The organism is Rhodococcus sp. YH1, assembly GCF_009939605.1.
Taxonomy (GTDB): Bacteria; Actinomycetota; Actinomycetes; order Mycobacteriales; family Mycobacteriaceae; genus Rhodococcus; species Rhodococcus aetherivorans.
Genome location: NZ_WVTE01000056.1, coordinates 1 through 13,393 on the forward strand (window position 1 = coordinate 1; position 13,393 = coordinate 13,393).

Sequence of the window (13,393 nt, forward strand, 5' to 3'; positions counted from 1 at the left end):
GGAGCCCCCGGGGATCGGTAGAGCCGACACACGGCAGACGAGCCGGGGCACACTCCTAGCCAGGGCGAGGGGGCACCGTCCGCCGGCCGCGGGAGCATACGTTTGCCGGCCCCGAGACCAACGAGGCAAAGATCCGACTGCCACACCGACCCTCGAACACACTGCTCGTCGACACCCGACACGACCCGAAGGGGGTCCGGGGGCGGATCGCCCCTGGTCAACGCCATGTCGGCACAGCGTGTTGTCCGGCTCCTGGACAATGCCTGCCGGTGAGGTGTGCTCCTTCCCTCAACTCGATCGTCTACTCTCCCGATGAGCTGGCCGGCATGAAGGAAGTGACTCAGGGTGACGGGGTTTTCCAGAAGAAAGGGAACCGATGAGAAGCTGCCTGAAGAACGGCACTTCAAACGCCTCCTCATCGGAGTTGTTGTTGCCGTAATTCTGTTCACGGTTGCATTCCTTGCACTGACCTGGTTCAAGTCTTGTCGGAGTCCGCAGGACGTGACCTCGAACTGGTTCGTGGCGTGGGGTACCTGGGCAGGCGGCCTGGGTACTGCGGCGGCCTTCTTGATTGCCGCGTTTAGCATCTTGGTCGCTAGTGCCCACTCGCGGTTCGATCGCCGTCAGGACGCGGAGATCCGCGAGGACGATCTCATGGGGCAAGCTCGACTCTTGAGCATCTACAAAGTCGATGACAAGGGCTGGCTTTCGACGTTGCCCACCTATCGAATCGACAACTGGAGCAAAGACTGGTTCTTTGACGTCACTGTTCCATACGTAGATGCTCGTAACGCAGAGGGCCACATCGAGCGTAGGACTGCCGATCTGGCTGAGAAGGAGATCCGGTACGCCGAACACATCCCGAGTGGTGAACAGCTGACCCCACATCGAGACAACTCCGATGACGAAGCATGGTTCACTCTCGTCAGAGTCCACGCAACCAACGCGAAGAGCATCGATTTCGCTGTCGAGTACACCGATGCTAGTGGTCGACGGTGGCGCCAGAGTCTTGGTGGAAAAATCGAACGGATTCCCATGACCAAGGCTGTACCCATTCGACGGCCTGACAGGTTCCAGCCCCGTCCGCCAATCAAGAAACTCTCGGGTGTAGAAGCATGGCGGTCAGGAATCACCCAGGGAGGGATTACCGATGGGCTCCCACCGCTAGAGAGTGATGAGGACTTCCTGGAGGTAATCGGGGTTTCCAACGTTCAGCGTTGGAAGCGCATTGAGCGTATCGACGAAATCAAGTTTGAGCGCGGTGGCGAACTAAGCAGTGACTTGGAAGTCTCCGTGACGTTCGGTCCCGCAGCTCCTCCTTTTTGGCTCATCCACTTCCGCAACAAGCTGGCCGAGTCCGGACTGCGTTACGGAGGTGGACGTTCCTATTACGTTCAGACCGATCGATTCCTTTGTTCCAGAGATATTGATACGGCGGGACTGAACGAGGTCATCGACGCTGCAATTCAGTTCGCCAATGATCGATTCGAGGAAAACGAACTCGCTGCGGCACGCAGAGCGTTGGAGTCTCGCCGGAATCGCACGAGGTCAGACAACTGATGTCCCCGTTTGCAGAACATTGAGCAAATAACTTGGAAGTGATAGTGGTGTCGGCGAACAGACGCTTGCGTAAGGAGAACAGCTTGGCTGTTCGCCCTTGAGTCGGCTGGCCTTCGCTTCGGCGATGGCTTCGGCCTGTCCTCTTGCTGTCGTCGCGGGCGTAAGTGCAGGTCAGGGCAGGGTGGAGAACCCGTACTTCATATTGCGTCGCATGTTGATCTACGTCGCGCAGTACCTAGTCGGGATCTTTGGAGTATGGGAGGCAGTCAAGACAACAGTCCGAATTCTCAGCACTTCACCGGGTAGTGACGATGAGAGACACGGATCGGACAGCTCCGAGCTGTGATCATCGCGCGCATCCGTTCTTGAGCTGTGATCTTCCTTCCTTCTGGCGCGTGCTCGGGATTGGTGACTGAGCCTGAGCACGCGCCTGGTCGGTGATCGAGGCCATCTTCGCAGTTCAGCACGCTGATTCCTCCACGACCGGCCGTATGAGTTTCAGGCGCGAACGGGCGGGGATTCCTCTCGAGCTCGCCGCAGGGTTGCGTACATCGCGGACCGCGACAGGCCGCTGATTTCGCAGAGCTGGCCGGCGGTGTATTCGCCGGATTCATAGTCGGCAAGCAAGCGTTTGCGCTGCAAGGCGGACAGCTTCGGTTGCTTGCCTTTGAGTCGGCCGGCCTTTTTTGCTTCGGCCATGCCTTCGCGGGTGCGGGCGCGGATGAGGTCGGATTCGAACTCGGCCATCAGCGACAACATGCCGAAGAAGAGTTTGCCGGTGGGATCGGTCGGGTCGTGGACGGAGCCGCCGATGCTCAGTCGGGTTCCTTTGGCTTCGAGTTCGTCGGCGATTGCCCGGAGGTCGACGGCGGAGCGGCCGAGGCGGTCGAGTTTGGTGACGACGAGGGTGTCGCCTTCGCGGCAGGCGGCGAGTGCTTCGCGTAGGCCGGGCCGGTGCCGGTTGCGGCCGGTATATCCCTTGTCGGTGTAGATCCGGTTGTCGGGGACTCCGAGGCGTTTGAGGGCTGTGCGTTGCGCTCGCAGATCTTGGCCCGCGGTGCTGCATCGGGCATAGCCGATCAGGATTCCGTCCATGAGGCGACGATAGTGCTGTTTGGGTCAGCTATTCGAGACCGACATGCAGGACGGTTAAACAGGACGGTCGGACGGCCGTCTTTCGCAGGACGCGATCGAGTGCCGGACCCCTTCGGGGTGTGCTGTTTGAGGATCGTCAAACAGCACAGCTACCCAGAGTCGCCACGCCGCCGCGACGTAATGCGGTATTACAAAATAAATGCTGTATTCTATTTGTAGTTCAGACTACATGGAGGAACCGATGGCCACCCTCACCCTTCGCGTCAACGACGAGACCCGAGAAGAACTGGAGGCGCTGGCGCAGTCCAAGGGCACGACCGTCAGCGCGTTGTTGCGGGACCAGATCGATCAGTTGCTCGGTCGCGACGTGGAGATGCACCGTGGTGACGTTCCTCAGTCACTGACGATGACCGAACGGCTGCTGCTCGCGAACCAGGCGAGGATCCTGGCCGCTCTCGATCCGGATGAGGCCGACTACTACACACGACGAAGCGAAACCCTTGAGGAGGGGTACGCCGGCGAGTACGGCGACGTGTTTGCCGCGGTTGGTCCAGAACTCACCCGCACCGAATGCGCCTTGGTCTGGGACCTGCTCGACATGTTCCGCGTCCTGAGCGCAAGCATCGAGACGCTCAGCCCCGCTGATCGAGCCGTCCTCGGGGAAGAACGCATCGACCGGCTGCGGTTCCAGGGATTCGACATCAGCGACGAACTGGAAGGCCGGCTGCTGTCATATGTGCAATATCTGGTGCGCGGCAGGAGGTGGGCGGAAATCGGACCTCGCTTGGAGGAGATCGGTGACGACGGCAACTCTCACCACCGATACTTGCCCTTCTACCGACTTCTGCTCGACACCTACCAGCCGATCATCACCGCCCGAGCCAAGAGCCGGGGATACTCTCTCGATGCCTACCGCCTCGACCTCGAACAACTCATCGAGTTGGCGGAGGTTAGCTTCCGATGACGGAAATCTGTACAGAACCCGTAACTACGGGCGTGGGTCGGAAACTCACAAGGACGGGACCCGTCGTCGCCGACACAACGACGACCTGGTTCGGCAGCCCGACTCACCTTGCACCCCCCACTGACAAGATTCCGGGCTGTGCACGCATTCATTGACGAGTCCAAGCGTGACGGCTACATGCTCTGCGCTGTCACCGTCGCCGCCGGCGACGTCGCGGCCCTACGTAAACAGGTGGATGCGCTGCGTCCGCGAGGCAGCGCACGTATACACATGAAGTCCGTCAGCAAGAAGGACGCGCCGAAGCTGGTCACCGAGGTAGCGAAGCTCGACGCGGCCAGTCGCCTCTACATCGTGAAATCGGGAAAGATGCCCGAACGAAGCGCCCGCGATCTCACTCTCGGGGCAGCTGTTCGGGATCTGGCAACGCTCTCGGTGAGTCGGGTCCTCATCGAATCCTGCAATCAGGACCGAGAGGACAATCGGACGATCCGCGACGCGTTGGGCGCCGACGTGCCGTTCGTCTACGACCATGCTTCCCCGAGCGATCCGCTGCTGTGGCTTCCCGATATCCACGCATGGGCCTGGGGCCGCGGTGGCCAGATGAGGGCGAAAATTGCGCACCGGATCGAGGTGTCCAGGCTTTGACAACGAGAAGAACCCCACCTATGGATGGGGTTCTTCTGAAGCAGGATGGGCGCGCAAGGCTGGAAACCGCTAGGTGGAGCTGCCCCACAGGGGTACTTACGCTCCGGAGACCTCCTACACGAACCACTTCCCTCGGCTAGTGCCTTGGGCACCCTAACGGTACCACTTTCCCCTACTATCCCTCACTCGCGAGACACACCCCTTCCCACTGACGTCGCCCCGGGGATGGAAAAACGGAGTACACGTGCCTATACGACACCGTCGTTGCGGTCGATAAGAATCCTTGGCAGTCGATAGACGGAAGTTGACGTAGAACCCATATAAGCGGGGGGTACGGCGCCTTTCACCGAGGCGGCCACTCACCAGCGGCGTGTCAAGGGTAGGTCCGGCCGGTCCGTTCAGGCACTTCATTGCCGTACAGGACACTGACGATTGTTCTGGCCAGCTCGACCCAGGCTCGCGGTTCATAAAGTACCTCCTCGGGATGCTCGCCTTTCTCCCCCGGCGCACCGCCGGGGATGTGCGCCCACCCGTCGGTGCCGACTTCGGGCCAGGTGTAGGCCAAGAGCAGGTCGGATCCATTGCTCCACGACGCCCAGCCGTGGACCGGGGCACTCGAGCCGGGGGACAGCCCGCCTTCGTGTTCGGAGATGTCCTGAGTCCAGGTGAGCCACGCAACACCCTCCCAGGCGAACGTGATGTCCTGAGCAGAAAATCCATTTCCGGTGTCGAACATGAAGGTGAACGAGACCTTACCCAGCTCGACCTCGTCTGGAAGGCCGAGGGTGGCGGACTGTTCATCGCCTGCGGCGGCGATGGCTTCTTCGAGTGCGATCGTGCGCCCGCTGGCGGCTCGTTTCGGCATGCTGCCTCCGGACATCGAGGTTTGCTCCACGGTATCGAGGACGCATATCCCCGTGCTGGCAATCCGCCATCACGATCCGGCAATGATCAGGATTCCTGAGCCGCTACTGCTTTGCGGCAACGCCGCAGCGGGTCACGATGGGAAAGTGACCGCATCGGATTCACCTGACCTGGCTCGCGAGTTCCTCGACCTTTGGGCCGATATCGAACAGTACTTGCGGCACAAGGACACGCTTCCCGAGATGGCGCGCCGGTATGGACGAAATCCTCGATGCCGCCCGGGATCGGGACCCGCTCGTTCGTCGCTACTATCGCGCATTGTCCGCATTCCGGAAGTTGCGCAACGCAATCTCGCACGATCGTTATCGTGAGGGCGCCCCCATTGCCACGCCACGGGCGACGACGGTCGATTCGTTGCGCGACATCCACCGTGAACTGCTCAACCCTGTCCGGATCGGGCAGTGCCTGCGGTCCACAGGGGTGATCACGGCAACGCCGGACGAGCCGCTGCGCGAAGCGTTACGTGAGATGGCGCAGTACACCTATTCCCAGCTGCCGGTCTACGAGAACGGCAGCTATTTGAGTTTGTTGACTACCAACGCCGTCGCCAGGTGGCTGGCCGCGCAGATCAGCGATGCCGGGGAGATCCTGGTCGACCGGGTTCGGGTGCGGGAAGTACTCGATTATGTCGAGCCGACCGAGAAGGTTGTCCACCGCGCCCGCACCGTGACTGTCGCGGCGATCATCGACGAGTTCCGCAAGGGCGACGATGCCGACTCGCTGGTGGCGGTGATAGTCACCGAACACGGACGACGGACGCAGACACCCCTCGGCGTCGTCGTGCGCGACGATCTCGCCTCTCTACTCGGCCGACTCCCTGACATAGTCGCGTAAGGATTTCATCACGGCGTAGGACGGCTCAATCCCGATGCCCGAGGAAGGAGTTCGAAGCAGCGATCGCGGCGTTGCGCAACCATGAGCGCCCTGGAAAATCCGAACTCGGATGGGGCCAAGATTCGTGCCGACACGCCGCACCACCCGTCCGCGGCCACCGGCCGCCTCAGCCGGGGGGCCGGAATTCGTGACAATCAACGGCCGAACTGGGGCCTACTCAGGTGACCACACCCAACCTTTGGCATCGACGCTCAGAGGGCGCGATACCTGTCGTCCATCGTGGAGACGACTACTCGACGGCGAAGACCTTCATCACCTCATCGCCGTAGTCATTGATCACCTTCACCGCGACACGTCCAGTGCTCGGCGCCGGGAACGGGCGGGACGTCGTCGAGTACAGCGACTCCCATGCGTCAACGTCGATGTCAGCCTTCAATGCACGTTTCAGTTGTTCGTAGGGCTTGTTCCCGCCAGTGAAGTAGCAGTGTCGGACGAAAAACGACTCAGCGTTGTAGTCGGTATCGATCATCCACAGCGCGATCTGCGAAGTGTCGCTACTGCGTACCTTCCCGGTGTTCGGATCGTAGACGTCCACACCAAGTAGATCCACCACGACCTCGTCGCCGTCACGGCGCAACTCAATGTCCGGCTCGCCGAACACCATGAACATGTTTCCGGATCCCGTCTTCTTGAGCTCGTCACCCATCAATAGATCCGGGTTCATCCGCACAAACAGCACCGGTAGTCGGCCCAGGTTCCGTGAGGCTGCGACCTCGGCGAAGTCGTCGGTCTTCTCCAGATCTCCGCCCCCGTCTGCCGTCTTCACCCCGCTTGCTGCGGGGTCGAACGCGAATGCCAGCACAGCGAGGACATCAATATCTGAGGCTGCGAGCGCCTCTCGTGCTGCATCCTTCACGAACCGGGGAGATACCGTCCCGTATTGCGGACCCAGCGCCAACCCCACCCTGAGCGGCGCAGCACTGCTGTCATCCACGACTTGAGTAGCAACGGCCTGAATGAACTGTCCTGGATATGCCTCGGGCGTCTCGAGTTTCATGCGTTCCGACTTACGGCCGTTCTGGATGCCGGCCGCCGCGAGGTTCGCAAGAATCATCTGCTCGAACGACTCGTCGTTCGTTACTTCGTCACCGAGCTCGTACTGCTTACTCGTAGAGGCTTTAGTAGCGGCTTGGTCTGGACTGTCAAACGAGGTAGAACGGTGCGGCGACAACGACTCGACCGTGAACGGGCCCGCCACTCGCACCTTTCTGTTGTCTTCGTAGGGTCGGTCGTAGAGAAGTTCTTGGTCCGCATGGCGCGCGATTGTCTTGTCAATTTCGGCTTGCGTCATGCCCTCAACCAAGTCGGGATTGTTAGCGATCGATCGCAGCATGACGTGGGGGATGCGTTCGTAGACAAATCCATGACGGATGTCGTTAGTTGCAGGTGCCGTTGGGGCCGAGTGGGCCGACAACTCAAATTCCTTGCGACGACCGGCATCTGAATCGCTGAGTAGAAAGTACGGATACTTCGCTGCCATCAGGCGCTGTCGGGCAATCGCTACTGCGACACGGGAAGTATCGATGGTGATCCATCTACGACCGTACTGCTCGGCAACTGTCGCTGTAGTACCTGAGCCGCATGTTGGGTCAAGAACCAGGTCGCCGGGGTCGGTGCTCATTAGCAAACACCGCTCGATCACCTTGTTCGCAGTCTGGACTACGTAGAGCTTGTCCCCGCCGAACTGGTTCTGCCCGACAGTATCAGTCCACATATTGACCAGGGGATACGCCGGGAAGTCGTCCAAGTAGCGGATATACCCCAGGTTCTTTCCAGTACCTGCATGTACCCGGCCAGCGAGGATGAGTCGCTTCATGCCCTCTTCACTGGTTTTCCAAACGTTCGGGTGTGGCTGGTATGTACGGCCGTTGATAGTTACTGGGTAGCGCGTCTTGTCCACACCGGATGAGGATGTGAGATTGTCTACCCCGAAAATCCGCGCTCCGTCCGGCAATGGTCCGCCGTTCTTCTCATCCTTGGAGAGCGGCCGAGAAGTACCGTCTGCGAGTCGCACACTTGTGTAGAGGCTCCCGCCTTCCTGGCCAGCTCTCTTCTCTTTCCACAATGCGCGGTACTTCACCCGCTCCTTATCCTTCGCGTACCACAGGACGAAATCTGCGACGCTGGGAATGCTGCGCAGCTCGCCAGGGCTTCCCGCACCGGTTGTCTTCTGGACCACGATGGTCGAGTAATAGTTGTCCCGTCCGAATACCTCGTCGAGAAGACCGCGCACCATGTGCAGGTTCTCCTCGCTGATCTGGACGAATACGGAACCGGATTCGGTGAGGAGATCATGTGCCGCGACCAGACGGTCGCGGAGATACGACAGGTACGAGTTGATCCCGTACTCCCAAGTGTCACGGAAAGCCTTGATCATCTCTGCGTCACGCGTGACGTGTTGGACCTTACCGTCGGTTACCGACCGGTTACGAGCCGAGCTCTGGAAGTTGGAGCCGAACTTGATGCCATACGGCGGGTCAATGTAGACCATCTGAACTTTGCCACGTAGGTTTTCGCGTTCGGCGAGGGAACCCATGACCTGAAGAGAGTCGCCGAGGATCATGCGGTTGGACCAGTTCGCGGAGTGGCGATAGAAGTCGACGGCATCGTATTCGTCGAGACCGTCGAAAACATCGAACATCGTCAGTTCAGGCTCGAGTTGACCGCCCTTTGCGGTCTGGCGAAGGTTTTCGACTAGGACGCGTGGATCAATCTTCTCCTGGATGAAGATCGGTGGAGCATCGATCTCAAGGTCGCGCGAGTCCTGCTCGTCCTTGCCCTTCCACACCAGCTGTGGATCCAGCGAGGTGTCCCGCGGATAGAGGAGGGTCCGAGGTGCCTCGATCTCGGGGGTGACGAACTCGTGGGCGTCGGCAGTCGGCAGGTTGGTGCGCTTGTCGCCGTGCTTAATCCTCTCGACCGGCGTCGGGCCCTTCGATGTAGGAGCCTTGCGTGCATTCATAGTTCGGGCTCCGTTCAGATGGTGAGCTGGTCGGGTGTGGACAGGTCTTCAGGGATCGGAGTGTCCGCGTAGAGAAGTTCGATGGCCTGGGTCAACGTGTGCTTGATACCTGCCATCGAGCGAATCTCCACGTAGCCCCAGCGACCTAGCTCGCCGTGGTTATTGACCGCGGGCACCCAGGTGTTGCGCGCGGTGTCTGCTTTGGCCTTCGTCGGTCCGGCCGCCTTTTGGCCGCCGGACACCTCAATGATGAGAGTCCGGGTGTGCGGATCCCAGTCCCGTGGTGCGAGGCGTACCAGGAAATCCGGATAGTACTCGGCAGGCTTGCCCTTAAACACGTACGGGATCGCGAACCCAATATGATCATTCTTCACGTACGAGAGCACTTGCTCAGTCATGTCCTCAAGAGTCTCGGCCACGGTCTTCTCCCACTGGTTGGCGCCGCCTGCACGGGCAGGGTCGAGGACTACATGGGATACGGGAGAACGATCGGTTTCAAGGACCGGCTTACGGGTCTGGAAGTAAACGTTGTCGGTCGAGCCGATCGGTCGGAACTCGCGCAAAACAGGCCGAAGCCAGGTGATGCGTTTGTCCTCGTCCTGCTCGGTGAGCGCCTGGTAGATGTGCTCGGCGGCCTCAACCAAGCGTTCGGTGGTTTGAAGGATCTCACCGATGTGGCGACCCGCTTCGACCACAACGCAGTCGCGAAGCCAGGTGCGGCACAGTTCAACGATGCCACCAAACAGCCACGGTCGACGCGAGTTGTCTTCAGCAGTCAGTTGGCGGGCGATCAGGGTTTCGGCGAGCTTGTAGGCGACGGTCTGTGCCCTGATGCTTCGGGTGTCCCTGCCTTCAATGACAACGGATTCGCCGACCAGTCCGGAGGTTTCGGTCCATGTCGGGACCGTTGAGGCAGAGAGCAGGTAGGTCGGCGCATTCGCCGTGTCGATCGTCGGTGGCAAGTCCGGCTGCTCAACTCGGTAGCCCTGCACGTGTGGGAACGTGATCTTGCGCAGCTCCCGCTCAGGTTTGGTGTACACCTCCACAGCAGGCGGGGCTGGCGGACTGTCGACCACGGTGCCGTCAGATGGAATAAACGCAAACGGGATGCCATAGACGTTGGCGTACTCGACGTCGAACATGCCTTGGTCATTGAGTGCATAGGAGCGGCGTCGCAGACCGCGACCGACAACCTGCTCACACAGCAGCTGCGACCGGAACGGCCGGATCCCGAGGACATGAGTGACGTTGTTGGCGTCCCAGCCTTCGGTGAGCATTGACACCGACACCACACACCGCACATCGGCACCGAGTTTGCCCCGCTTACCAACTGTGTTGAGCACTTCGCGGAGCAGCTCCTCGTTGGTGATTGCATCCGCGTTCGCACCGGGATAACGCAGCCGGTACTCAGTTTTGAATGCGTCGATCTCTGCGGCCGCCGCTGTAGTGAAATCACTTGTGAATGCCTCGCCGGATTCGATGGTCTTCGAATCGATGAGCAGCGACACAGGACGCGAGTAGGGACGATCCCCTTCTCCGTTGGCGAACAACGGCAGGTTCCCTGCCCGGTAGTGGTCGCGTTCGTTGTCGTCATCAGCGACGGTGACAGTTCCAGCGATCCACTGATAGATCAACTTCGAAACCAGAGTGTTTGAGCACACCACAATGAACACAGGCGGCGGCTCACCAAGATGCTGCATGTGTTTCTGCCAGTGCACGAACGCCTTCTCGTAGTCGGCATACAGCGATTCGAGTGCTCCTTGGACCACCGGCGGCGGCATCCACGTCTCGGGGTTGATCCTCTTATCGGTGTTGCGGGCCGGCAGGGGCGGATCGATGTTGTCCCACAGATTCAGATAAGCGACGGTGTTGGTAGAGGCGTCGTCATTGATAGGGGTGCGCGGTACCTTCACCAACCCGGATTCGATGGCGTCCATCAGTGAAAAGTCCGACGCGACCCACGGAAAGATGAATCCCTCCGGCCACCCAGAACCAGTGAGGTAGAACGGAGTAGCGGACAGGTCGTAAATCGTCTTGATGCCGACCTTATTCGCAACGGACTCCAGGCCACGGAACCAGGTCCTGGCCGCCTCGGTGGCCTCCTCGACCTCGGACTTCTCCAGCGCAGAGAGCTTCTTGACCTGCGCCGCGTCCTCGTCACTGGCACGGTCGACATAGCAGTGGTGGGCTTCGTCATTGAAAACGACGATCTCGGAAAGCTTGCCCTTGCCGGCGAACCCTCGCAACACCCGCGAGACCATCTGATCAGGGGTCTCTTTGAACGGGTCGATGCTCTTATCCGCGTTAAGAAGCTTCCGTGTGTTCTTCGCGACGCCCTTAATCTCTTTGGTGTCGCGCAGCTGAAGCTGGTGGTAATTGATGATCCGGACTTCTGCCTGTCCGAGTGCATGCTGCAGATCCGGCGGTACCAGATCGCGTTGGTCGTAGTAGTTATCCGCCGCGGACGGTTGCAGAACCTGAAGCCTGTCCCTGATAGTCACGCCCGGGGCGACGATCAGAAACCGTTTGGAAAAGCGGCCGTCGCGGGGACTATGGACCTTGTTGATGGTGTTCCAGGCAATGAGCATGCCCATCACGACGGTCTTTCCGGCACCAGTAGCGAGTTTGAGGGCAACACGAGGTAGTCCATGATTGTGTTCAGCGTTGACATCGTCGAAACGAGTGCGCCAGTCGGCATTACCAGACCGGCCGGCAACTTCAGCGAGGTAGATGGCGGTCTCGGCGGCCTCACGCTGAGCGAAGAGCACCCGGTTCTCCTTGGCAGGATTCGACCAGTGCTCAAGGAGTTTGCGGGTGTACGGAGTGACCGTCGGATAGCCGCGTATCCGCCACAGCCCAACCTCGCGACGCAGCGAATTGATCAGGTCGTTCGCTTCGCGGCGCTCGCCCGTGATGTCTAGATCCAGTGACTGTTGTTCCGAGCGGGAGACCGACATTGCCGCCGCCGGTGTTGCGCCCTTCTTCGCTTTGGCAATCGGGACGAACGACTCTGAGGGGCGGCGCCCATCAAGAATCTTCCCGGTCGGGCCTTGCTGTCCGAGCTCATGGTGACGGCTGGGCAGTTCGTACGGATCGTTGAGGATCGGGTGGGCGATGGTCTCGCTCATGCCGACCGATCCCCCGAGCTGCTGTGCTTTCGCATCGACCGTCACATCCCCTCGTTCGGCGCCCACGGGGCGTTACCCACAAAAATTCAATAGACAGGGACCGCAGAATCCCAACAGCAAGGCAGATTACCGGCAGCACAGCAGGTAACAGTCATACCGCTGGTAGACACGCAAGCTCGCTCGCCCCTCTCCACCTGACGTAAGAGCCGATACCGTCCGTGACAGCCCGGAGGCGCGAGGCGTGTCCGAGTGGGGTTGGGACGTCCTACCGGAGTCCGTGTCACGGATGATGCCGGTGTCGGGTTTCAGGCCCCTCGAACCTCGAGGTCCGCAGCTCTCGCAGCCGGGCAGTACATGGAGCCGGCTGGGGGTTCACGGGCCGGCCGGGGGCGTGCGCAGGTCCTGGAGTTCGGCGCGCAGTTCGGCAACACGTTCGCGGGCGGCTTCGGCTTGCGCGTGTGCGGCGGCGGCGTCGGCGCGGGCGGTCTCGGCGCGGTCGCGTTCGGCTGCCGCCGCGGTGCGGGCGGCGGTGAGTTCAGCTTCGAGCCGCCGGGTGTGTTCGGCTGCGGCGGCCGCCGCGGCGTCTTTCTCGGCGATCACTCGGGTCAGCCGCTCGCGGTGCTCGTCGAGCTGCCCGGTGAGCAGCTCGATCCGGTGCTCGAGGCCGAGGATCTGCTCTCGGTGGGTCGATGCGGCCTGATCGAGCTGCTGCTGCCAGCGGTCCTGCGCCGCGGCGTGGTCGGCCCGGGCTGCGGTGAGCTGGGCGAGGGCCTCGGTGGCCTCGGCGTCGGCGGCCGTGGCGGCGGCATCGGCGTCGGCGCGTTCGGTGCGAGCGGTGTCGAGTTCGTCCCGCAGTGCCGCGATCTCGGCTGCGGCGTCGGCCCGGACCTTGTCGGCATCGGCCTGCACGCGCCGCAGCTGTGCATCGATCGCCGCCGGATCGGCGAGCAGATCGGTCGCGGTGGTGATCGACGACGCGATCGTCGTCAGCGTCTCGCGCATCGCCTGGGCTTCGCGGCGCAGCAGTGGTACCGCGTCGGCGAGGGTGCCGATCGCCGAGGTCGGATCGGTCGGCAGCGCATCCTGTTGTTGCTGGGCGCGGGCCTTGTCTTTCTGGCGCTGCCGCCAGGCCCGTACCCGCTCGGCGTCGGTGGCGTATTCGCGGCGCCGTCCCCCTCTGGCTTCCTCGGCCATGACCTCGCCCTCCCGACCCGATGACGT

At 61.1% G+C, this 13,393-nt stretch carries 9 protein-coding genes; 4 read left to right on the forward strand and 5 right to left on the reverse strand.

Translation table 11 applies throughout. The features are described from left to right. The first annotated feature begins 345 nt into the window (after nt 1-345). Nucleotides 346-1,560, forward strand: coding sequence for a hypothetical protein (locus AIIKEEIJ_RS06210; RefSeq protein WP_161995217.1), 1,215 nt, complete (start codon nt 346-348; stop codon nt 1,558-1,560). 498 nt (nt 1,561-2,058) lie between these two features. On the opposite strand, the gene AIIKEEIJ_RS06215 is transcribed toward AIIKEEIJ_RS06210, so the two are convergent. After that, entirely contained in the window at nt 2,059-2,655 is a 597-nt protein-coding gene (locus AIIKEEIJ_RS06215; RefSeq protein WP_161995218.1) for a recombinase family protein, read from the reverse strand. Between the two features lie 241 nt (nt 2,656-2,896). Here AIIKEEIJ_RS06215 and AIIKEEIJ_RS06220 point away from each other — a divergent pair, with 241 nt between their 5' ends. Together AIIKEEIJ_RS06220 and AIIKEEIJ_RS06225 are read left to right on the forward strand one after the other, a co-directional pair. Next, nucleotides 2,897-3,619, forward strand: coding sequence for a YfbU family protein (locus AIIKEEIJ_RS06220; protein ID WP_161995219.1), 723 nt, complete (start codon nt 2,897-2,899; stop codon nt 3,617-3,619). Nucleotides 3,620-3,757: 138 nt separating this feature from the next. Beyond that, nucleotides 3,758-4,264, forward strand: a complete 507-nt coding sequence (locus tag AIIKEEIJ_RS06225; protein ID WP_059175123.1) for a hypothetical protein — start codon at nt 3,758-3,760, stop codon at nt 4,262-4,264. A gap of 373 nt (nt 4,265-4,637) precedes the next feature. On the opposite strand, the gene AIIKEEIJ_RS06230 is transcribed toward AIIKEEIJ_RS06225, so the two are convergent. Continuing rightward, nucleotides 4,638-5,159 (reverse strand): hypothetical protein, encoded by a 522-nt coding sequence (locus tag AIIKEEIJ_RS06230; RefSeq protein WP_202916641.1) that lies wholly within the window; start codon nt 5,157-5,159, stop codon nt 4,638-4,640. A gap of 224 nt (nt 5,160-5,383) precedes the next feature. On the opposite strand from AIIKEEIJ_RS06230, the gene AIIKEEIJ_RS06235 reads away from it, so the two are divergent. Beyond that, nucleotides 5,384-6,022, forward strand: a complete 639-nt coding sequence (locus AIIKEEIJ_RS06235) for a CBS domain-containing protein (RefSeq protein WP_059175165.1) — start codon at nt 5,384-5,386, stop codon at nt 6,020-6,022. Nucleotides 6,023-6,311: 289 nt separating this feature from the next. Here the strand turns inward: AIIKEEIJ_RS06235 and AIIKEEIJ_RS06240 are convergent, their stop codons facing one another. The 3 genes from AIIKEEIJ_RS06240 to AIIKEEIJ_RS06250 form a co-directional block, all read right to left on the reverse strand. Continuing rightward, nucleotides 6,312-9,044, reverse strand: a complete 2,733-nt coding sequence (locus AIIKEEIJ_RS06240; RefSeq protein WP_161995221.1) for a site-specific DNA-methyltransferase — start codon at nt 9,042-9,044, stop codon at nt 6,312-6,314. 14 nt (nt 9,045-9,058) lie between these two features. Continuing rightward, nucleotides 9,059-12,172, reverse strand: coding sequence for a BPTD_3080 family restriction endonuclease (locus tag AIIKEEIJ_RS06245; RefSeq protein WP_059175164.1), 3,114 nt, complete (start codon nt 12,170-12,172; stop codon nt 9,059-9,061). A 372-nt stretch (nt 12,173-12,544) separates the two neighbouring features. Continuing rightward, nucleotides 12,545-13,393, reverse strand: an 849-nt coding sequence (locus AIIKEEIJ_RS06250) for a hypothetical protein (protein WP_338020913.1), incomplete at its 5' end; no start/stop codon positions are given.

Bases quoted from the DNA above. Each gene is read 5' to 3' on its own strand.
- AIIKEEIJ_RS06235 (WP_059175165.1), top strand. From the start codon at position 5,384: ATGGACGAAATCCTCGATGCCGCCCGGGATCGGGACCCGCTCGTTCGT.
- AIIKEEIJ_RS06245 (WP_059175164.1), bottom strand. From the start codon at position 12,172: ATGAGCGAGACCATCGCCCACCCGATCCTCAACGATCCGTACGAACTG.
- AIIKEEIJ_RS06220 (WP_161995219.1), top strand. From the start codon at position 2,897: ATGGCCACCCTCACCCTTCGCGTCAACGACGAGACCCGAGAAGAACTG.
- AIIKEEIJ_RS06240 (WP_161995221.1), bottom strand. From the start codon at position 9,044: ATGAATGCACGCAAGGCTCCTACATCGAAGGGCCCGACGCCGGTCGAG.
- AIIKEEIJ_RS06215 (WP_161995218.1), bottom strand. From the start codon at position 2,655: ATGGACGGAATCCTGATCGGCTATGCCCGATGCAGCACCGCGGGCCAA.